General features: G+C 46.7%; 18 protein-coding genes. 7 read left to right on the forward strand and 11 right to left on the reverse strand.

The features are described from left to right. Positions 1–82 precede the first annotated feature (82 nt). From D3795_RS07570 to D3795_RS07595, 6 genes are all read right to left on the reverse strand, one after another. Positions 83–958 carry a LysR family transcriptional regulator gene (locus tag D3795_RS07570; protein ID WP_156267581.1) on the reverse strand — a complete coding sequence of 292 codons (876 nt, stop codon included), beginning with the start codon at positions 956–958 and terminating at the stop codon, positions 83–85. 18 nt (positions 959–976) lie between these two features. Next, positions 977–1,423, reverse strand: a complete 447-nt coding sequence (locus tag D3795_RS07575) for a DoxX family protein (RefSeq protein ID WP_156267583.1) — start codon at positions 1,421–1,423, stop codon at positions 977–979. Between the two features lie 142 nt (positions 1,424–1,565). Further along, positions 1,566–3,497, reverse strand: a complete 1,932-nt coding sequence (locus D3795_RS07580) for a diguanylate cyclase domain-containing protein (protein WP_156267585.1) — start codon at positions 3,495–3,497, stop codon at positions 1,566–1,568. Between the two features lie 88 nt (positions 3,498–3,585). After that, the gene (gene katG / locus D3795_RS07585) at positions 3,586–5,802 is read right to left on the reverse strand and encodes a catalase/peroxidase HPI (protein ID WP_156267586.1); all 2,217 of its coding nucleotides are present in this window, start codon (positions 5,800–5,802) and stop codon (positions 3,586–3,588) included. A gap of 136 nt (positions 5,803–5,938) precedes the next feature. Further along, a complete protein-coding gene (locus D3795_RS07590; protein ID WP_156267588.1) occupies positions 5,939–6,355 on the reverse strand; it encodes a c-type cytochrome in 417 nt (138 codons plus the stop codon). Positions 6,356–6,364: 9 nt separating this feature from the next. Beyond that, the gene (locus tag D3795_RS07595) at positions 6,365–7,135 is read right to left on the reverse strand and encodes a nuclease-related domain-containing protein (RefSeq protein ID WP_156267590.1); all 771 of its coding nucleotides are present in this window, start codon (positions 7,133–7,135) and stop codon (positions 6,365–6,367) included. A 176-nt stretch (positions 7,136–7,311) separates the two neighbouring features. Here D3795_RS07595 and upp point away from each other — a divergent pair, with 176 nt between their 5' ends. The 4 genes from upp to D3795_RS07615 all read left to right on the forward strand — a co-directional run bounded on the left by upp (position 7,312) and on the right by D3795_RS07615 (position 11,244). Continuing rightward, positions 7,312–7,941, forward strand: a complete 630-nt coding sequence (gene upp / locus D3795_RS07600) for a uracil phosphoribosyltransferase (protein WP_156267592.1) — start codon at positions 7,312–7,314, stop codon at positions 7,939–7,941. Positions 7,942–8,013: 72 nt separating this feature from the next. Further along, positions 8,014–9,636: a hypothetical protein gene (locus D3795_RS07605; protein ID WP_156267594.1), complete on the forward strand. Its 1,623-nt coding sequence runs from the start codon at positions 8,014–8,016 to the stop codon at positions 9,634–9,636. After that, entirely contained in the window at positions 9,629–10,303 is a 675-nt protein-coding gene (locus tag D3795_RS07610; RefSeq protein WP_156267595.1) for a hypothetical protein, read from the forward strand. Before D3795_RS07605 ends, D3795_RS07610 begins: the two co-directional genes overlap by 8 nt. Then, entirely contained in the window at positions 10,300–11,244 is a 945-nt protein-coding gene (locus D3795_RS07615; RefSeq protein WP_156267597.1) for a hypothetical protein, read from the forward strand. The genes D3795_RS07610 and D3795_RS07615 overlap by 4 nt, the downstream gene beginning before the upstream one ends. A gap of 4 nt (positions 11,245–11,248) precedes the next feature. On the opposite strand, the gene D3795_RS07620 is transcribed toward D3795_RS07615, so the two are convergent. Continuing rightward, positions 11,249–12,292 carry a GGDEF domain-containing protein gene (locus tag D3795_RS07620; protein ID WP_156267599.1) on the reverse strand — a complete coding sequence of 348 codons (1,044 nt, stop codon included), beginning with the start codon at positions 12,290–12,292 and terminating at the stop codon, positions 11,249–11,251. A gap of 135 nt (positions 12,293–12,427) precedes the next feature. Between D3795_RS07620 and D3795_RS07625 the strand changes: the two genes are divergently transcribed. Then, positions 12,428–13,228: a GNAT family N-acetyltransferase gene (locus D3795_RS07625; RefSeq protein ID WP_216648944.1), complete on the forward strand. Its 801-nt coding sequence runs from the start codon at positions 12,428–12,430 to the stop codon at positions 13,226–13,228. Here the strand turns inward: D3795_RS07625 and D3795_RS07630 are convergent. The 3 genes from D3795_RS07630 to D3795_RS07640 all read right to left on the reverse strand — a co-directional run bounded on the left by D3795_RS07630 (position 13,218) and on the right by D3795_RS07640 (position 18,435). Beyond that, positions 13,218–14,414: an alkaline phosphatase family protein gene (locus D3795_RS07630; protein WP_156267601.1), complete on the reverse strand. Its 1,197-nt coding sequence runs from the start codon at positions 14,412–14,414 to the stop codon at positions 13,218–13,220. The two genes, D3795_RS07625 and D3795_RS07630, sit on opposite strands and share 11 nt — an antisense overlap. Positions 14,415–14,512: 98 nt before the next feature. Then, positions 14,513–16,930 carry a YbcC family protein gene (locus tag D3795_RS07635; RefSeq protein ID WP_156267603.1) on the reverse strand — a complete coding sequence of 806 codons (2,418 nt, stop codon included), beginning with the start codon at positions 16,928–16,930 and terminating at the stop codon, positions 14,513–14,515. Further along, positions 16,927–18,435 carry an NADH-quinone oxidoreductase subunit L gene (locus D3795_RS07640; RefSeq protein WP_173021004.1) on the reverse strand — a complete coding sequence of 503 codons (1,509 nt, stop codon included), beginning with the start codon at positions 18,433–18,435 and terminating at the stop codon, positions 16,927–16,929. The genes D3795_RS07635 and D3795_RS07640 overlap by 4 nt, the downstream gene beginning before the upstream one ends. Before the next feature lie 145 nt (positions 18,436–18,580). Here D3795_RS07640 and D3795_RS07645 point away from each other — a divergent pair, with 145 nt between their 5' ends. Continuing rightward, positions 18,581–19,450: a LysR family transcriptional regulator gene (locus D3795_RS07645; RefSeq protein WP_156267607.1), complete on the forward strand. Its 870-nt coding sequence runs from the start codon at positions 18,581–18,583 to the stop codon at positions 19,448–19,450. A gap of 51 nt (positions 19,451–19,501) precedes the next feature. Here D3795_RS07645 and D3795_RS07650 read toward each other — a convergent pair whose 3' ends face one another. Next, positions 19,502–21,442, reverse strand: a complete 1,941-nt coding sequence (locus D3795_RS07650) for an alpha/beta hydrolase family protein (protein ID WP_156267609.1) — start codon at positions 21,440–21,442, stop codon at positions 19,502–19,504. A 110-nt stretch (positions 21,443–21,552) separates the two neighbouring features. On the opposite strand from D3795_RS07650, the gene D3795_RS07655 reads away from it, so the two are divergent. Further along, positions 21,553–22,353 carry a DODA-type extradiol aromatic ring-opening family dioxygenase gene (locus D3795_RS07655; protein WP_310942432.1) on the forward strand — a complete coding sequence of 267 codons (801 nt, stop codon included), beginning with the start codon at positions 21,553–21,555 and terminating at the stop codon, positions 22,351–22,353. Position 22,354 lies beyond the last annotated feature (1 nt).

Raw genomic sequence — 22,354 nt, forward strand, 5'->3', positions numbered from 1 at the left:
CCCCTATCAATATATGAAGAACAAATAGGGGAGCGATCCTAATGCAAATAGGAATGATTCGCAATAGCGTTTTTAATTTTTATTAGTTTGTCAGATAACGAACATGGCCAATGAAGCTTCGCGCCACAGGACCAAGCGTTTCGGCGTCACGGAAATTCAAGTAAAAATTCGTGGTGCGAGTGCCGCCACGGGTAAGTTGAATAGGCACTAATAAGCCATATTGCAAGGCATTCGCAATGGCACGACGCGGCAGCCACGCAAAGCCTAGGTTTTTCTGTATCAACTCAATAGAAGTTGCTAAATGGCTCACCGTCCAGCGCTGTTCCGAGCCAAGCCAGCCAATATCCGTTTTCTTCTCAATGCCTGAGTCACGCAACACAATTTGCCGATAATGTTTCAGATCTTCAGGCGAGACATTTTTCTTCTGCGAAAGGGGATGTTCTGCACCGCAAACCGCCATAAACTCCAACTGACATAAATCTTCGCTAAGCTCGTTGGCCAAGGTAAATGGCGATAAGGCAATTTCAGCCGTCCCTTTATTTAGGAGCTCATTGGCGCCAGTTAAAATGGTTTCAATCACTTCTAAATGCACAATTGGATATTCATTCGAGACTTCCGCGAGTGCTTGGTACAAAACGTCTTTCGGAAAGGCTTCATCGACAGCTATCGCTAGCTTTGACTCAACACCTTGCTTAAGATTTTGGGCAACGTTTTCAAGTCGTTCAGTTTCAGCGAGTAAGTAATTAATACGCCGAAGGAGCTGCTGGCCGGCATGAGTAACAAAGGTTTTGCGCCCCTGCACCTCAATGAGTTGCACGCCCAACTGCTCCTCCAATTTATTCACCGCATGGTGCACCGTCGATTGGCTTTTGTGTACGTGGTCGGCGGCCTGTTGAAAGCCACCAAAATCTGCCACTGCTTTAAACATTCGCCATTGTTCGATGGTTGAACGCGCCATGCGTAATTCTCCGTATTGTTATTTTGCGAGCTTTTGCTGCAACCAGCTATCAACCGATACTTTACCTGCGCCCATAAATACTAAAGCCACGCTGACCGCAAGTAACGATAATCCGAACTCATAGCCGTTGTTACTCATAAAGAGACCGTTGCCGATATGAACAGCAAATATTGCCACTAACATTGCAATGCTTAAAACCGCACCGGCTGGGCGAACTAAAAAGCCAACAATTAACGCTAAACCACCGAAGAATTCGGCGGCACCAGCCAAAAATGCCATCAATACGCCTGGGGCTAATCCGATACTTTCCATCCAGCCACCGGTTCCCTCTAGCCCATAACCGCCGAACCAACCGAACAGTTTTTGCGCACCGTGAGCCATAAAAATGATGCCGACAGGGATACGTAATATAAGTGCACCCCAACCTGCGTCAGTCGTGGTTAGTTTTTTGAAAAGCTCTTTCATGTTGTCATCTCCAATGAATTAAGGGTCGTAACGACCACTACCAAATGTCGTTGGAGATACTATAGCTCAGAATAATATCTTATAAAAATGGATAAAAATAGATATTAAGCTCGATTTAATCGAATCATTTCAGTGCCGCGCTTCATTCTTTTAACGAGAGTTCTTCCATGACAGTTCTATTTCCACCACGACGCTTCGCTAAATAGAGCTGGGTGTCAGCTGTTCGAATGACATCGCTCGCTAATTGCCCAGATTTAATTGGGGCGACACCAAAGCTAATTGAGAGTGCGCCAATTCCTGAAGCGCTGTAGTTGTGTTCAATACCAAGATGCGCGATGCCGCTACGCAGGTTATCAATATAATTTGGCTGTGCGGCGAGAATTCGTTGCGGTAAAATAATTGCCAATTCTTCCCCGCCATATCTATACACACTATTTTGCTCACAGGCATTCATTAAATATTGTGCGATTTTTTGTAGCGCTTGATCACCTGCTTCGTGGCCATAATTATCGTTATATGCCTTGAAACTATCTAGATCTCCTAAAACCAATATCGACGGCTCGCTGTCAGATTGTAGCGCCTGAGCTAAATCACGATCGAAAGCTCGACGATTAAGTAAACCCGTTAAGCCATCCATATTTGCCAGCGCTTCAAGCATTTTATTTGCTCGCGCAAGCTCGCGAGTACGCTGGTTTACTTTTTCTTCGAGCTGCTCTTGCGCCTTAATAAAGCGCTTCGCCATGGTCACAAAGGCATTCAGAGCATAGCGCACTTCACCCTTTAATTTACCTTTTAAAGTATTGCCCGCAAGAACGTCTTTATAGTTACGGGCATCCATCATTGAGGCCACATAGGCCATTTCCGTGAGTGGTTTACTCACGTCGCGTCGAACCAGTAAATACACAACCATCAACACCAGTAATACCAGCGCAACACCGCCAACGATAAGCCGTACAGGTAAAACAGCGGCCTCGCGTTGAATATTCAGTTTTGGATAAATGGTGACATACCACCAGTTCGGATTATCGATGCGTTGGAACGTGACCACATGGTCCTCGAAAAAATCATCTAACGTCGACGTGTTTGCGCTGAGTTCTCCACTTAAAATTTTCGCGTTAATACTTAAAAATGCTGGATCTGGATAAGTCTCAGGGGTCAGCAACGCTTGCTCTTGAACGAGATCAAACGCGATATTTGTTGCGGAGATTAACTGCCCCTGGCTATTCAGAACGAAATGCTCGGCATCTGGGCGTTGCCGCTGCGTAAGGTCAGCGAGTAATTGGCTGATGCCCACATCGAAACTAGCATTTGCGAGATGCTTTCCGGCATAGTCGATCGGCCGCTGATAAGTAATGGTCCAATAGCCTGCGGTAATATCGTAGTACAAGCCGGTCCAATTCGGTTTGCGCTCAGGGTTTTCACTCTGCAAGGTTGATTTCACGACCGAGTAATTAGTAATCACGAGGTCTTTGTCTGCGAGTAGTCCCCAGGGTTGATCTGGAGAGTACAGCATTAATATATTTTCGGGCATGGAAAAATGCGTATTAGTGACAACATGCTGCCAAGCAGGACCTAACTCGTTGAGAATACTTAGAGCAACCGTTGACCGTAACTTTAACTCGGGTGTTATCGGGTTTGGGCGAGGCCCAACGAACGCTGACAAATACTCAAAGCGCGTGTTATCGATAGTTGTACCGCTGTGAAACGTGACTGGCAACCGCAGTACACCTGGTGATGTTTCTTCATACCACGCATCAAACGCATCAACCGCCTGCTGATAACGCCGCGAATTGGTGTCGTTATAAAACTCATAGCGCTGAACAAATCGCTCCGCCAGCACATCACCAAATGCTTCAATACGCTCAAAAAACCGTTGATTACGTTCTATTTTTTGTGCAACGTCGCGGTTTAAATCGCTAATAAACTGATGCTTTGCGTTTTGGTAAACAACATAGAACGTCACAATCGAACCGAAAATGACCAGACCAATCGCCCACGCACTAACACGAAGAAGGAGTCGTGTCGTTAAACGCTCAGTTGCATGTAACCTTCTGTCATTGCGGCGACGTTCCATGGTAAATCTCTCTGGCTTTTTTCTTAGTTTAGATAATTATTGGCACAAAAAAAGGGAGCAATCAGCTCCCTTTTTAACTTTTTCTTAATTATTTTAAGTCAAAGCGATCAAGTCGCATCACTTTCACCCATGCATCAACAAAGTCGTTCACAAACTTCTCGTCAGTGTCGCTTTGCGCATAGAATTCAGCAATGGCACGAAGCTCTGAGTTTGAACCGAAGATCAAATCAACTGGCGTTGCAGTGTACTTCAATTCGCCTGAACTACGGTCACGACCTTCGTAAACACCCTCTTGGCCTTTCGCCGGTGCCCACTCGGTGCTCATATCCAACAAGTTCACGAAGAAATCGTTGGTCAATTGGCCTGGACGGTCAGTGAACACACCATGCTTCGCACCACCGTAGTTGGCGTCTAGAGCACGCATACCACCCACAAGTACGGTGACTTCAGGCACAGTCAACGTGAGTAAATCAGCACGTTCTACCAAAGCTTCAGCTGGCGACATCATCGCGTCTTTAGTGTAGTAGTTGCGAAAGCCATCAGCTTTCGGTTCTAACACATCAAACGAATCGTCAGTCCATTTTTGCGTGGTGTCATTACGACCTGGCGCAAATGGTACCGATACCGTATAACCGGCATCTTTTGCTGCTTTTTCGATTGCAGCTGCACCGCCTAGCACAATCACATCAGCCAATGAAACACGCTTACCTTTTGGCAACGAGCGGTTGAAGTCTTTTTGGACTTTTTCCAAGGTAGCCAACGTTTTCTTCAGCTCTTTCGGATTGTTTACCGCCCAATCTTTCTGCGGCGCTAAAGCAATACGTGCACCGTTCGCACCACCACGCATATCGGTACCACGGAAGCTAGCTGCAGATGCCCAAGCAGTGCGCACTAACTCAGACACTGACAAACCTGAGTCTAAGATTTTCTTCTTCAGATTCGCCACATCGCGGTCGTTAATTAACTCATAATCCACTGCTGGAATCGGATCTTGCCAAATCAACGGCTCTTTTGGTGAGGTATCCACCACATAACGAGCGCGTGGGCCCATGTCACGGTGAGTCAGCTTGAACCAAGCTTTTGCGAATGCCAATTCGAACTCTTCAGGGTTCTCATGGAAGCGTTTCGCAATTTTGCGATATTCAGGATCGAATTTCAGCGACAAGTCAGTGGTGAACATGATTGGCGCATGACGTTTGCCAGGAATATGCGCATCAGGAACCAAGTTTGACGCTTGACCGTCTTTTGGAATCCACTGAATAGCGCCAGCTGGGCTGCGAGTTTGTTCCCATTCAAAACCGAACAGGTTATCAAGGTATTGCATCGTCCAAGCAGTTGGATTTACCGACCATGCACCTTCTAAACCAGACGTAATGGTATCTTCTGAGTGGCCTTTACCACACTTGTTCTTCCAACCTAAACCTTGCTCTTCAATTGCTGCGCCAGCCGGAGCTTCACCTAAACAATCATCCGGCTTGTGCGCACCGTGCGCTTTACCGAAGGTGTGACCACCAGCAATCAAAGCAACAGTTTCTTCGTCATTCATTGCCATACGGCCGAATGTTTCGCGAATGTCCTTCGCAGCAAGCAATGGATCAGGGTTACCATTTGGACCTTCTGGATTCACATAAATCAGACCCATTTGAACCGCCGCTAGCGGACGCTCAAGTTCACGGTCGCCACTATAACGCTCGTCCGCTAACCATTTTTTCTCTGGGCCCCAGTAAACTTCGTCTGGTTCCCAATTATCTTCACGACCAGCCGCGAAGCCATAGGTTTTGAACCCCATCGATTCAAGCGCAACGTTACCAGTCAGTACCATCAAGTCTGCCCATGACAGGTTGTTGCCGTATTTCTGCTTAATTGGCCACAACAAACGACGCGCTTTATCCAAGCTCACGTTATCCGGCCAACTATTGAGTGGTTCAAAGCGTTGTTGACCACCGCCTGCACCACCACGACCATCGTGAATACGGTAGGTACCAGCACCGTGCCACGCCATGCGAATAAAGAATGGACCATAGTGACCGTAGTCAGCTGGCCACCAATCTTGCGAATCAGTCATTAATGCTTCGATGTCTTTTTTCACCGCATCGAAATCAACTTTCTGTACAGCTTCAGCGTAATCAAAATTCGCCATCGGATTTGAGCTGACATCGTGGTCGCGCAACGGGCTTAAATCGAGTTTATCTGGCCACCAGAACATTTGAGATTTGCTATCAGGAGCAGCCATTGCACCTGATGAAAATGCCATGGTAACAGCAACCGCTGCAGCCGATAGCATCGGGATGGATTTCTTGAACATGAGATGCTTCCTCCAAAAAGGACTGTTTCTAAGTCAGATTGACTATAGTAGAAATAGTCGATTCTGCGAGGGAGTTACAAATAGGAAAATTCGATTAGATCAATCGAAAGTGCTGTTTTGCCAGTAAAAACGTGGTTCAACCACCATATTTGAGGTAAGCCATGAGCGCGTCACGGTCTTCTTGTTTTGGTAAGCCAGTGAACGGCATGCACATGTCTTTGACCATTTTTTGTGGATTTTCTAACCACTCGTAAAGCGTCGACTCTGTCCAAACAATATCATGTTGCTTCGTGGTTTCAGGAAACGTGTAACCTTCAATTGTCGCAATTTCACGATTGAATATATTGGCTAAATGAGGGCCGAAGAATTGGCTCTTGTTCGGATCCATGCTGTGGCATGCAGAACATTTGTATTTGAAAACTTTGGCACCTTTTGCAATGACGGCAGGGTCGTTTGGAATGGTTGAAGTTTGTGTTGACGATTGAGCTTGCGGCCCAATTGATTCGCAACCCAACAACAGAATCAACGGCAATATCCCAATCAACCTTTTCACAAAATACCTCTACTTCGTACGAATATAACGACTCAGATGATACGCGCTCATATGAACTTCGTCATCTCGGAGTTGCTGCCGACCATTGGCCAAATAATTCGGGATGACTTGAGGGTTCAATACCGCTATTTCGGCCGAGCGACCTAAATCCGTTGTTTTCACATACCACCCAGGAAAAACCACGATACCTTTTACCGGCAGCCGCTTACCGGTGCTTTCAAAAAGTAATTTATGTAGCCATGCGCTTGCGGCTTTAACTTGGGTAATAGCGTCTGATTGCAATGGCTTACCGCCACGCAATATTTGTTTGCCATTGTAAAATAATACCGACTTGGAATTGCTCGATTTCGACATAGTTTTCGTTTCAATCACGAACACACCAGAGCGGTGAATCACGACATGATCGAGGTTAAAGTTTTCACCTTCAATATCGTGAAATACTTGCGCACCATCCAAACGAAGCCGCTCAAGAAATTGACCTACCGCTTTTTCGCCGTCGCGGCCGAGTTTGATTTTATTTGTTTCTTTAAAGGCTTTTGCAAGACGAACGCCAAAGAAAATCGCTGCAACACCACAAATAACAGAAATTGTGACTGCGTCAGGCTTTGCATCACTAAGTGCATATATCCACGAAAAGGTAACTGCCAGAAAAAGGATAATTAAAACCATAAAATTGAAAATTACGCCGTCTAAAGCGACATCGATTAGACGCCGATCAAGTGATTCACCAGGATTTCTCAGGGGCTTATCTTTGAGGGGTGAAATTTTCTGACTTTTCATGGCTACTCCTTAGCGCTTCTTTCACTATTTAATAGCGTGAACAAAATTAAATGTCCATTAATCTACAAAAATGGCGGGCTGTATCAACTTGTTAGGTCGCCAATTTGATGGAAATTTCCTAAACTACGTCACAGTTACTTTACGAAACAACAGTTCGACTGAAAAGAGACTCCCACATGCCACTACACGTGATCAAACACCCGCTGATTCAGCACAAACTTGGTTTAATGCGCGAAGCAGATATTTCAACCAAGAGCTTTCGTGAATTAGCCAATGAACTTGGTAGCTTACTGACTTATGAAGCGACGAAAGACTTCGAATTAGAACCACATACGATTAACGGCTGGAGTGGCGAATCGATTGAAGTTGAAAAACTCAAGGGCAAAAAAGTCACAGTGGTACCTATCTTGCGTGCGGGAATTGGCATGCTGGATGGCGTACTCGATTTAATTCCCAGCGCAAAGGTGAGTGTCGTTGGCTTATATCGCAATGAAGAAACCTTAAAGCCGGTGCCCTATTTCCAAAAGTTGGTAAAAGACATCGACCAACGCACAGCTTTGGTGATTGACCCAATGTTAGCAACGGGCGGCACGATGGTGGCGACACTCGATATGTTGAAACAACATGGCTGCAAAGATGCGCGAGTTTTAGTGCTCGTTGCTGCGCCAGAAGGTGTGGATAAAGTTCTCGAAGCGCATCCAGATATCCACATTTATACCGCTGCACTTGATTCACATTTAAATGAACACGGCTATATTGTTCCTGGCTTGGGCGATGCCGGCGATAAGATATTCGGCACCCGATAAATTGTTTAACTTTTGTTGACGTTTGCCGAAAAAAAATACTATAAAAGGGCAAACGTCAAAAAAAGTTAAGCTATGAAAACAACAAAAATACTTGGCTCATTGAGCCTCATCAGCCTTTCTGCTTTATTCTCGCCTTCAAGTTATAGTTCCGATGTATTGGTTTCAGCCGATTTTAATGTCGGGCAAGGCTTTAATTATTTGGTTAACGGCACCTGCTATGTGGTGACACCGAAACACGTCATGGGCGACGCCACTACTGCGAATATTATGCTACCAACTCGGCAGTACTTCACCGCAGACTTAGCACATGTATTTGATGTCGACATGGCAGTTCTTGAATCGAACATTCCTGAGGCGCAATGTAATCGAAATACATTTTTACAGGTCAGCGATTTAAAGAAGCTCTTGGAAGTTTATCAAACAGGTGTTCTCAAAACGCGTTTGGCTGATGGCAGTGTATTGCAATCGAAAATCGTGATTAATACCGTAGATGAAACAGAGTACCTAGCGATAAAACCCGAACGTGCAGACGAGCCATTCAAGCAGGGTTATAGCGGCAGCATTTTGTTTGTGGCAGAACAGGCTGCGGGTGTATTACTTGAAGTGGATGATGAAGGCGGTGTGGTTTATCGGGCAGATGCACTGACAGGTATGCTGGATGAACATTTTGGTGTTAACGACGAGCCTGAGGCAACAGAAACAGCGACTACTGAAGAGACAAACGCAGATGATTCAGCGGTAACCACGAATTCGCATTTGACAGGTCGGTTAGCGAAAAACCAAATTAAAGATCATGAAGTGAAAATGCTGGAAAATAGTCCGGTCGAGTTTGTATTGAAGGCTACTGAAGGCAATCAGATGCAATTCTCAATCCTGATTATGGATCGTCGTGAAAATAAGCTTCTCGATTACAAATTTTATAGTACTAACGACTATAACTTTGCGTTTACACCACCTAAGTCAGATACATATATTGTTCGACTTTTAGGGGTAAGTTCATTTGGTGAATTCGATATTAAGCTTAATGATTTTGCATTCGATGCAGAGCTTCGTGGCGACGGTAATAGTTTTCAGATACCGACCACAATAACGCCAAAAGTTGCGAAGGATTCCATAGCCGAATATAGATTTAATGGTGAAACTAACAGTCCCATAGAGATGTTGTTTAATGAGGTTAACGGGCAACAGTTTAGATATGCTGCGCATATATTGAATAGCGCCGATGAAGTGCTCCGAGAATATGAGTTTTACTCTACAAATAGTTACGCCTATGCATTCACGCCGCCAACAAACGACGAATATACTTTGAGACTTTTTGGCACTCGTCATTACGGTACAACCAATATCGGCATTACGCAGTGGGTAACTGATGCTGAACTCAAGGGTGCGCAGAACGTTGTCGTTGCCGGTGAAATGATGACCGGAAAACTTGCATATAACGCAGTTGCAGAATATCGAATGATGATGAAAGCAAACGCACCGATCGACTTCAAATTTGAACCGAACTCAGGCGATATGAGATATCGTCTCGAGATTTTTGATGAAACCGGTGAAAGAAAATACAGCGATGAGTTTTATACAAATAACGAATATCGTATTGTGTTTACCCCATTATCTTCCGACGTACACCTTATTCGTTTAACCGGAATAAAAAGTCATGGTAACTACACCATTAAGTTGTTTGACTATGATTAAACGTCTAGCTGCGGTTGCTGTACTTGTTGCTAGCTTGGGTTTGGCGCAAGCGAATCAGGTGAGTGAGTTTACCGAGTCATATAGCGAAACGGTGAAGGTGTCTGGGCAATTTTTGAAAGGGTTACAGTTCACCGATGTGGATTATGCCGTTGCGCCTCACCTTTACTTTCCAAGTGTTTATCAGGGGCCGGTTTGTATTTATGTCAGTAGCGCAGATGGTCGATACAAATCGCAATATCAATATACCTTGACTGAACCCACGGAAGGATTAGTCAGTATTGAGTTCCCCACACAGTATATTAATGAACTAGAAGAGTTTTCGCCTGGCGAATTAGGCTTGCTCGCAAACGCACAACAAGATTGTTCATCATTAAACGGTAACTATTTAGTGGGTTCTTGGGGAATGCCAAAATCCATGACGAATATCGCCGTATTTCTTCGTAGTAATGCTCGTCGGGATGTAGCAACCATTTTTGGTCGTGATGATGGCGAAAATAAGACCGCACCCATCACGGTAAAATGCCAAGATCTACGAAGTAATTATCGCGTTTCTTACGACAAAGAATGCGTGTTACAGGGTGTTAATACCAATCAGATGACACGAGTGGTTATTAAACGTCGAAACTTACGCGCAATGCCAGATGAAGTGGTTGAGTTATTTCAATGAAACCACTCAATTTCAAAACATTATTCCGTAAAACCGCAAAATTTTTATTCGGAATTTTTCTCACTAACGAAGATTTACCTTATTCCGCAACTGAGTTTCGTGACCGTATCGCGCAAAGCTCACTGCGTTGGCTATTGCATATTTTAGTGGGATTATTTTGGCTGCTATTAGCCTACATTGTTTTCATTTCTCTTCGGTTTATCAGTACCCCCGATACGCTCTACAACGTTACAGCACGTTCCGAAATTATTGCCATTGATTCATTCCAAAATAGTGCATTTGTTCCGTGGCAACTTGAAGGCGTTACACGTTATGCACAATGTGGCAGCGAAACGTCTCTTGTATCTGGACAACTTCAAGTAGCACAGGATACGTCGGTGTATATTGAGCGAATTGGGACGGATTCTGTGTGGATAACCTTAAGCTCAGCAACGCTAGCACCCGTAGGCTTTATACAAACTCGTAACGAGCGTATTGAATTAAGTGATTGTGAAGCTTTTGAGTTACAGGCTTCGGCAAACAACAGTTATACGCTGCCTATAGATGGCGTCATGACCATTGGCGGTGAAGTAAAAGAAGCATCAGCGCGTGAGCCTATACTGCATCGAGGTTCTGTCGCAATTTCTGATAAAGGCGCTTGGTCGGGTCAATATTATCAAACCGAGCCATATGCACTTGAATTAGGCGATAAGTTTTTTATTCAGAACCCGTCTATTCAAAGCTCTGGATTTATTTATGTTGATGATTCGCCGGGTATGCAGATTACATTCAATGGAAAAGGCGACGCCGGTGTTATTCAACGCTATAAATCTGAAGATATTATTCTAAAGAATAGTATTTGGACGAAATTAGCCCACGACGAGAGTTTGTTGTTTCTCTGGCTATTTCTCGTTGCTGCCTTTTCGCTCCTGAAATTTGTTATTCGGGTGAATATTGAATAGCCACTCAAGGCATACCAAGTACTTGATCTCGCCCTCCGTGTTTAGCGCGATATAAATTTTCGTCAGCGCTAAGTAGTAACTGATCGATGGTATCGGTGCCATTGTTTGTATACGTTGCCGTGCCGATACTTACCGTGATGTGAATATTATTTTCGATAGCTTCAGCGCGCACATTTTCAATAATTCTCTGGCCTAATTGCATCGCTTGTTGTTGATTGGTATTCGGGCAAATAACTAAAAATTCTTCACCGCCCCAACGGCCTAAAGAATCCGTTTCACGAATTGTGTCGCGTAGCACATCACAAAGTTTGATCAGAACTTTGTCTCCGATGAGATGACCATACTTGTCATTCACGTCTTTAAAATGGTCGACGTCGAGAAGCAACACGGATACCGGTTGATTAGCCCGATTAGCCTGAGAAATTACCGCGCTTAAGGTGTTATCTAAATGTAATCGGTTAAATACTTTTGTGAGAGGATCCGTAATCGCGGTTTTTTGTAATTGGTCGTAGGCTTCTTGACGTGAGTTTTCATAAAAACGAAATAGAAATACCTGTGCGGTGGCTACTTCAATAAAATTAAATAGCGCTCCTAAGCTCAAATTAGCAGTGACTTGCTGATTAATGAGTTGATACATGTACCAACTACAATATCCTAATATTATGGCGCTTACCCAAGAGCCATCACGCCGCCCTAATAAAAAGAACGCGAAAGGCGGTAAAATAGTTACCCACATTAATGAGTAATTACGTCCTTCAGCGAGATGAACAAACGCTAATAAAATGGTGGCAATCGCAATTATGACGGCCCAACTGGCAACTTTGAAATTTCCGCCCTTGTTCACAAACCAGAGAATAGATACCGCGAGGGTAAGGCCAAGATAATCGAAGAATGCAATTTCGGGGGCATCAAATAACGTGATGTTGAGCGTGCCAATAATTCCGAAATAGGCAATCATAATCAGCAAAATGCTGTAAATCAGCGAGACTTGTTTGTAGCGCGGATCGGCTGCATCAATATCGGGATGGTATTTGCGCCAAAATTTCATAACGTCACTTTACATTGTTATTTTGAATATCCTAGCTGTGTTTTTAACGAATTGGAATTAACTTTGTGAATGACTAGCCGAAAGTCTTAATCCGTGATTTCATGGTGGCAATACCGCATATATTTTAGGTGCACAATGAACGAAACTAACCAAGTCAAATTGCTAAGAAGTGCCATTATTTTGGGCATCACATTATTAGTTTGTGGGCACATTGTGCTTGGCGTGACGTTTGCTAGTGACAGTATTGGCCACCAAGGATTTATTTTAGGCGCAGCGCTTAGTGCATTCGGCGTTGTTCTCTCATTACCAACTAAAATTTATTTAACGCTATTACTGATGGAACACGAAGAGAAAACCAACCCCAATTTCACGCGTTCTGCCGACGGTCAGGCACGTCGTGGTATTTCTGTTGCGCATATTCGAACAGCAACCGAAGAAGACGCCGCGCGCCTTTCAGAAATCGCTCGACAAACCTTCGTCGATACCTTCGCGGCGGATAATACCGAAGAGAACATGCAGATGCACTGCGACACGACTTATAGTGAAGCGTTGCAACTGGCGGAAATTCAAGATCCGAATCGATTAACACTGTTGGCAACACACGAATGGAACATTGTCGGATTTGTGCAGTTGCGCTGGGGCAATACGCCGGAATGCGTTCAAGCTAAATCAGCTGGCGAACTGCAGCGTTTGTATGTCGACAAAGACTGGCATGGTAAAGGTATCGCACAAGATTTAATGCAGGCGGCTATTGATGCCATGCTGCGCAAAGGTAACGACGTGATGTGGCTGGGCGTGTGGGAGCATAACCCGCGCGCCATTGCGTTTTATAAAAAGACTGGATTTATCGAGGTTGGCTCACATGTGTTCCCGCTGGGAAATGACCCACAGCGGGATATTATTATGATGAAACCGTTGGCCGACGCTACCGAATAATTGGTGACAGTACCTTAGCGTCACCATCAATTTCCGTCATCAGGTCAAGTTCGAGCAACTTCGCCATAAACGGATAAATATGAATGTTGCTGAAGCGCTTAATTTGCGTACCCTGCTGAATCGCAGGACCTGCTGCTACGAATAAACCGTCCATATCACGGCTTGAATGGAAACCGTGGGTGCCGCCATCTTTGCGCTGTTCCTCCGGACGCGTGGTGAAGGTTGCTGGTGCCTGAGTGCCTAGCACAATGGCTGGCTTACGCGGTCCATCAGATACGCCAAGTTGCGCTAAGGTCTGTTCAGACTCAATGACAAAGTTACCTTGTTTCTGCTGCAAGCGCTGTTCCAGCTGCTGAATTTGCTCCGACGATGTGTCTTCTTTCGGGTAAATCATCAATCGTGTCGATGCGTTGACGACCTCAAATAGTTCTTCATTAATTTCTAGTTCATTCACATCAATCATGTCTTTCGCGGTAATTTGCGACATGCCGTGATCAGACACCAAAATTAGGTTTACAGGAACATCGGTTTCGTCCTGAATACGTTGCCACAGTTCGCCGACAAGTTCATCGACATGCTTCACAGCTTTTGCCACTTGATGTGACTCTGGGCCAAAACGGTGCCCCATGGTATCGACAATCGAAAAATAACCGGTAACCAAACGCGGACGTGCCACCTCAGGTAACTTCAACCACTCAACCATTTGGTTTATGCGCTGACGATTCGGTGCCGGCGTGCTGTAGTTGAAATAGTAGCTTGGTGTACGACCATTGATGCGCGCTTCCGATTCTGGCCAGAAAAATGTGGCCGCTTTAACGCCCTGAAATTCAGCAAGGTTCCAAATCGGCAACGTGGTCAGCCAAGTGCTGTCTTTCACACCATCGCCCATTTTGTAGCGCTGCTGACGCTCAGTATCGTAGAAGTTGTTATCAACAATGCCGTGATTCGATGGGTACTGACCGGTCACAATTGAAATATGGTTCGGGAAAGTCTTTGACGGATAAACCGGAATCAAGCCCTCACTGCGAACACCCTGCTCAGCAATTTTGGCAATGTTTGGCGCGCCATGCAGCTCAATATAATCGTGGCGAAAACCGTCAATTGAAATCAACACCACGGTCTGCTCTTCCGCCGCCTGCACCTGCAAACAGGCCAGCGCCAGCAGCATCCCAACCACATGTTTCATCTATCTTTCTCGATTAGTTAATAATGCCGCAAAGTTTACCACAGCTTTATGACATTGGTGTGTAGGAGGTGGGGTGCAGTCCAAGGACTGCACCCCACTTAATGCTTATAACGGCGAGGGGTTTCGCCGGGCTCGGGGAGTTGGAATATATAGAGCCAGTCATTGCCAACAAGCTGTTGAAGTATTTCATGCTCGGCGACAATCGCAGCGATGCGCTCCATTGGGGCATCAATGTACACGCTCAGGCGCAGTGGCTCGTGACGATATTGCTGGCCGTCGTGAATCGATTGCCAGGCGAGGCCGATACGTAAGTCACCACCATTACCTTCAAACACACCCAAGCGGCCGCCCACCACGTTGTGCAGGGTTTTATTGCCGCTGCCGAAACGCTGATTATCCACCGTCGAGCCGAAATACTGCAGATTAATCCAATTCGTCACAATCATTGGCGCCGTCATAATTTGCGTAAGCACAGCACCGTCGGCATCTTGCTCAGGGTGATAATCATGCAAGAAGCTCCGCCCTGCTAAACAGAGCCCGCGGGTACGCTCACGCGGCGCAATCACAAATGCCGCATTATTGGTTAAGCCCCACTCTGGGCGAGTCTGCGACCAGTCATAAGCGCGACGAACAAACGCTGAACGACGTTTATCAAGGCTCGCCTCGACAAGCTCCAAACCTAAAGTTGGTGCTCGCTCTAGTCGTGCTGCATCACTGGCGCGCGCCAAGTGCAGCTCAACTTGTGCCAACTGCGATTGCCAACTGGCCGGCACCGCATTAGCTTCATACAAGGTCACATCTTCTGTGGTGGTATTGTGCAAAGCTGCCATAAAATAGGTGGTTTTTGGAATGATAATGCCACGCTCGACCAAGCCGCGACGAATCTCTTTATGATTCAACAACTGTGCTAATGCGCGGGCGTTCACTTCGCCGGTTTGGCCACAACACGCGCCACAATCCAAACCTGCCCGCTGCGGATTATTCTGGCTAGTACTGCCGTGCCCTACCAACAAAACCAATGGTGCAAAACCTGATGTCAGGCCCATACCCGTCAACACGCCAGCAGCAAGATCCACACGCGCTGGCAGAACTTCGGCATCCACGCTCAAAGTCGGGCGTAACGAACAGCTGTCGTCTTCCGAAAGTCCGAGATTATCAATGCCGTTATTATCTGCTTTAAAGAAGCTCGCCTTCAGTAACTTACCTAAGTACCCCATGCCCAGCGTTTCCACCAAGCTAAATGACGAAGCTGGTACATTACTAAACGGCCACAAACTGGCTTTTTCTTGTAATTTCACGCGACGAATCGTTGCTAGCTCGACATCTTTCGAAGCATCACCGCTGCTATCGGTCACATTCAAACTCGGTGCCAACAAGCCCGGCAACTGCGCACGAGTGCTCTGTGTACCCAACGGGGTATAATCAATTGGCAGCCCGAAGAACCCAGCAAAACCGCCAGTGCGAATACCGTCAGATTGCGCTTCAAAGTGACGGCGAAACACTTCTGAGCGCACATCAATACAGAAATATGCTTGTACTTCTGGCGTATCGGAAGCATTCAACGGCTTCTGCATCAACACCTGCGCCAGCTGTTCCTGATAAGCCATTTCATGCGCGCGCTGCCACACCAGCAATTTGCTGCGTGACAAGGAATCATAATCACCGATTTTGTCCCACAGTGCGCGCCAACGCACCCAAACGCTGTCGTCTTCGCGACCGCCACTGTCAACCAACCATTCCCAGCTTGCGCGAATCGCCAGTAACTCCATCAACGAGGTATCGGTTTCGCCGCGCAAGTTCGCTTGCCACGCGCGATACGAGCAGGCTGCCGCCCACCCACTCACACGCATGAGAACGGTTTCCAGCCATAAATCCCATTGTTCTGGTGGGATATTTAACGACTGCAGAACCTGCGTGAGTTGCTCAATCGGGTCGCTGTGCATGGCATCAGCACGCGCAATCAAATCATCGCTATGCATTAATACGCGAACGCTACGGTCATGGCGAATTTCATTCAACCAGCTTGCATATAGCGGTGAATCTTTATGTGGGTGCCACGCCGCTTGATATTCATCAAAATAAGCCGCGCAAAATTGCGAGACTTGAAACGTCACCGTCTCATGCCAGCCTGGCTCATGACTTAAGTCGCGGGTTTTATCGTAGCAATCACTCAAAAGCGGTAGCGCCAGCGGTTTATAATTTTTGCCGCCTACAAAGCTGACCAAATGAGTCATCGAATGCTCAGAGCTCAGTTCATCCATGGCTTGTTGCAAATGCGATTCTTGAATCACGCCATCTTGCCAAAGCTGCGCGTAGTAGTCGTTACGCATTGAAAGCGGTGATGCAGCCGTAAGCTCAAGTAACTTGGCTGCTTTAGAAAACGGTTGATGCGACCGCCCCCAATATGGGTTCACCGCAATCATTTGATCTAACGGCCACGCCGGAGCAATATGCGCGCATGCCGCTGCAATAGCTGTTTCTACTTGGGCTCGTAAATCGTTTTGCACCTGACTCATGAAATTATCTCCTTCGAAGCATCCGTTTGAGCCGGCGGCAATGGCCAGATCTTAAAGGTTATCAAGGTAAAACGTTCATCGAGGTAAAAACCGTTGTAGGCCCATGGGTATAAACGACGCGACCATTTGTGCTGCGGATACAATTGAACCAAGAGTTGTAAACCAAACAACGCCACAAACACGAAGGCCACCCAAACAACTAACGCAATGTGTGTATCGCCCTGACTTGGTACCGCGGCGGCAAATAGTAAATGCCAAATAAAATACAGCTGGGTCAACATGAACACACGCAGTAAACCGAGTCGGAAAAGCTTCGCCGTCATATCGCGCTGCGGCCACAGGAGTGGCGCAAAACCAATGGTGAGAATAATCAGCGCCACCCAACTCACGTGAAACTGCGGTAGCACCCACTGCCACACCACAAACGACACGCCAATGACTGCGGCGCTAAACAATGGGCTTAATACATACAAATTTTTACGCGTCACACTATAAGCCGGGTCCAACAAACGTTGTAGCCGAGCCTGTTCAACAGCCTCACCGGCGCTCAAGAACGCGTAGGCCTTGTAAAGCGAATGAGCCACCAAATGCAACAGCGCCAGCTCATATAAGCCCAGGCCAATTTCCATAAGCATAAAGCCCATCTGCGCGCAGGTAGACCAAGCCAACCGTACCTTAATACTGATTCGAGTCAGCATGACTAAAGCTGCAAGCGCCGCTGATAAGCTCCCCACAACCACCAACAAAGCTTGGGCAATGTCGCTTTGCGCCAGCATCGGTGCCATGCGCAATAACACAAATCCAGACAAGTTAACGACACCGGCATGTAGCAACGCTGAAATCGGTGTTGGCGCCTCCATGACTTGAATGAGCCAACCGTGCAATGGTAACTGCGCGGTTTTCAAAATTGCCGCCAGCGCGACCAGCACAATTGTCAGTTCAAGCCAAATAGACAGCTCGGAAAACTCGGTAACATGCGTATTAATCTCCGCAAGATTCAGCGAGCCAACGTCGATATAAGTGAACGTGACCGCCATTAACAACAACACGTCAGCAAGGCGGCTAATAATGAATTTCTTGTGTGAGACAATTTGCGCAGCGCGACGCTGATGATAGAACAACAGTAACTTATGCAGCCCCACACTCGTCAACGACCAGCCAAGCAACATCAATAGTAAGTGGTCACTAACAACAATCAAGCCGACGTTGGCCAGGGTGAATAACGTGAACTGAATAAACATGATTTGGTTGGGCTCACCCTGCAAATAGTGCTTCGCAAAGCGTGTAACCACCCAACCCAAAATGGCAACAAGAACAATCACGACCAGCCCGACCCGATCAGCCGGTGCGGCACTAAACGCTGAAAAGAGCACTAACATCACTGCGCACAACAATGCGCTTAGTGAGGTGAGCTTGGCAACTTGCCATAGCATTCGTGGCGGCGCGACCAAGCTAGCGAGCCAGCCAATCAACCAAACAGCGGCAAAGGGCCATGTTTCAAGCATGTGATTCATCCATATGACGTAACTATTGTTATGTTAGTGTGCATGTTGCCAAAAAGCATACCTTCAGTAAAATAGATATAAAATATACAACCGTTCTGTTTTTACGAACATTTTACCGAGCAAACACCATTGAGGTGCTCCGACCATGCGTGAACTCAACTTTCATCACCTATTTTATTTTTGGACGGTCGCCAAAGAAGGCCACTTAACCCGCGCCGCACAGCAACTGCATGTATCGCAATCGGCCCTCTCATCACAAATTAAGCAATTGGAAGAACGCCTTGGCCAAGATTTGTTTGTGCGCGAAGGTCGTAGCCTCAAACTCACCGAATTCGGGCATGTGGTGCTCAACTATGCCGAGCGGATTTTCAATTTAAGCCAAGAAATGATGTCGATGGTCGAGCGCGGTGATACGCACGTGGTTCAAACTTTTCGGGTTGGCGCCGTTGCAACGCTTTCTCGTAACTTCCAAGAGAATTTCTTACGCCCGATTTTGGGTAATCCGAACATTCAACTAACGTTACTTTCAGCAAGTCTTGAACAGTTGCTTGAGCAATTGAGTATGCATAAGCTCGATTTAATCCTCTCCAACCGAGCGGTTGCGTCAGATTTTCATTTACCGATTCGCTGCCAGTGCGTCGCCCAACAAAGTGTCAGCCTGATTGGGCCCAACAGTGACGCATTAAAGGATAGAGAGTTTCCGCGTGATTTAGACAAAGTACCGGTGTTGGTACCTGGCGTAAGTAGTGATATTCGCACCCAATTTGACATGTATTGTGAAGAAAACAACCTGCAAATTACACCCTATGCCGAAGTCGACGACATGGCGATGTTGCGTGTGATGTCGCGGAGTATTCAAGGCGTGACCGTAGTTCCTGAAGTTGTCGTGCAGGACGAACTGCGCGCCGGTGTACTAAAAAAATACTGCATGCTCGAAGGCGTGGTCGAAAAATTTTATGCCATCACCGCCAAACGCGAGTTTGAATCGACCTTGCTCAGCACGTTACTGAGTTAAACATGTCGCACCTGCTAATTTGCTAGCAAGTGCGACATCATCAACACGCATTTATTCAACTAAATAAGTATTTAAGAAATTCAAATACGCTTCTTGTGCTTCAATGCGATTCGCTTTCACGCTAAATCCGTGGCCTTCGTCATCAAATAAAACATACTCAACGGGCACTTTGTTCGCTCGGATCGCTGCCACCATTTCATCGCTTTCGACCTGCAGTACGCGCGGATCATTGGCACCTTGCACCACTAATACTGGCACTTTGATATTATCCGCGTGGAACAGCGGCGAAATACGGCGTAGACGTTCGCCGTCAACAGCTGGGTCGCCGAGCTCGTCATACAATGACTGACGGAAGCTCTCCCACCATGGTGGGATACTTTCAAGTGTACGCACCCAGTTAGTGACACCGAATATATTGATGCCAGCATCAAATTCGTTGGTGAATGCCAGTGCTGCCATCGTTAAGTAACCACCATAACTACCGCCCATTACAGCGATACGTTGCGGATCAACCCACTCTAATGTCTGCAAGTATTTCTTCGCGTAGACAATGTCTTGTAAATCATCTTCGCCATGGCGCTGGTCATCAAGATGGAAGAACGTTTTACCATAACCGGATGAGCCGCGATTATTCACACCAAACATCGCATAGCCATGATTGACAAGGTGCTGCACCATCGCGCTATAGCCTTGGCGCGTTTGTCCGCCTGGGCCACCGTGAATAAAGATAACCGCCGGCACTCTGTTCTCAGCACTGGCTTGATGTGGCTTATACAGCAACCCTGGAACCGTTAGCTCGTCAAAGCTTTGAAAGCGTTCCACGGTACTTTGCACAAGGTGCTCCGGTTGCATCCCTTCGGCGAGTGTGTTGGTGAGCTGCACGACATTATCACTTCCGACTTGCCAAAACATCAGATTGGACGGTGATACATCAGAATTCACATAGAATACTAATGTTTGCTCGTCGTCAGAAAAATTCACACCGCGCAAATCACCGGGAGGATGCTCAGGTAACATGACCTCTTCCCCCGTCGCAGTATCGATAATACTGAGTTCGGTGCGCGCATCCGCATTCACACCAACGACTTGGTACTTGCCGGAATCGGAGAAATACAGGAACGACACATCCCAATCGGCAGCAAAGTGCTCGCTGTGTTCCTCGGAGGCGATATCGTACGCCCAAGCTTGATAAAACTCGCCGTGACCGTCGGTGCCGTAAATGAGTTGGTTACTATCGTGCGTGAACGTGTAGGCATTATGCTGAATATTACCATCTGTTGGTGTGATCAATTTCGGCTCAACGTTCTCGGCTTCCAAATCCACCAGAAATAAATCTGAATCGGCATTCGAATTAGTGCGGCTTAATGCTAAATACCGCCCGTTCGGGCTAATCGCATCGACATTAAAGCCCGTATTATTTTCAAATACCATCGTGCGGCTGTAATCCTCAGTGCTGTATTGATACACATCGAAGTACCGATTATCACGCTCGTTCGTCATCACATAAAAATGCATGTCGTCTTCGTGCCAGCCACCCACCATAGCTTTTAGGTTCTCGCCCGGGGTTAAATCTTGTGTGGTACCGTCTTCTAAACGCACATATACATGGTTGAGCTCATTACCGCCTTGGTCAGCGGTATACAGCATACGCCCGTCTTTCGGGAACCAACTCACACCCATCATGGCATCGGTAGTTGAATTGGTCAGTTGCGTCGGTTCGCTACCATCAAGCGGATAACTGTATACATTAAAGATGCCGCTTTTATCGCTGGTCACCAGCACCGCCGTGCCATCGTGGTTAATCGACGAACCAAAGATGGTCTCGGTGTTAAAAAATGTCTCAGCGCTATAGGTTGGCACCTCCGGCGTTGCCGCCACTTGTTGTGTGGCTTCGGCGTCGGAAGCAAGCGAAGTCGGCTCCGGTGCCGGCTTACTGCAAGCAACCAATAACACGCTTGCAGCTAAAGTCGAGAAGAGCATTGAAGTACGCATGAGTGTTTCCTTGTTGTATTATCCTACTAGTGAGGTCGTTACTGCTTCAATGAAGTTTCAAAAGTGTAGACCAAATTCACCAAGCAACAAGTTCATGCAGTAGGAGCCTTATGATGAAACACATCCTATACATTGCGCACGGCGGCGGACCAATGCCGTTGCTGGGTGACAAAAGTCACGACGATATGGTGACGAAGCTACGCGAAGCTGCCGCACAAATGCCGAAACCGAAGGCCATTTTAGTCATCAGTGCCCATTGGGAAACGGACATACCGCACGTGACAACCGCCACGAAGCCGGAACTCATTTACGATTACTACGGTTTTCCTCCCGAATCCTACACGATAGAATACCCCGCTCCCGGTGAACCGGCGTTAGCCGAGCAAGTATTGGGAGCAATTACTACGGCCGGAATTGAGGCGCAAGGTGATGCGCAGCGTGGCTTTGATCATGGTTTGTTTGTGCCATTGAAACTCATGTATCCAGACGCCGACATTCCATGCGTGCAGTTGTCATTAATGAATCATTTAAATGCCGACACCCATATTAAACTTGGGCAAGCGTTGCAGGCACTCGACTACGACAACCTATTGATTCTTGGCTCTGGCTTCTCGTTTCATAATATGCGCGCATTTTTCGCACCGAATCATGCTGAAGCAGATAGCCAAAATGCGGCGTTTCAAGCATGGCTCGAACTTGTTTGTAGTGACCCAGAAATAGACGAGAAACAGCGGCAACACATGTTGGCAAATTGGCAGGAAGCACCGCATGCACGGTTTTGTCATCCGCGTGAAGAGCACTTACTGCCGTTACACGTTTGTTACGGCGCAGCAGGCCGCGCATGCGATCGAGCCACCACGGTATACGCGTTGAATAAAGAATCACGTATGTTCTATTGGCAAATGAATTAAG

It is taken from the genome of Pseudidiomarina andamanensis (genome assembly GCF_009734345.1).
Lineage (GTDB): Bacteria > Pseudomonadota > Gammaproteobacteria > Enterobacterales > Alteromonadaceae > Pseudidiomarina > Pseudidiomarina andamanensis.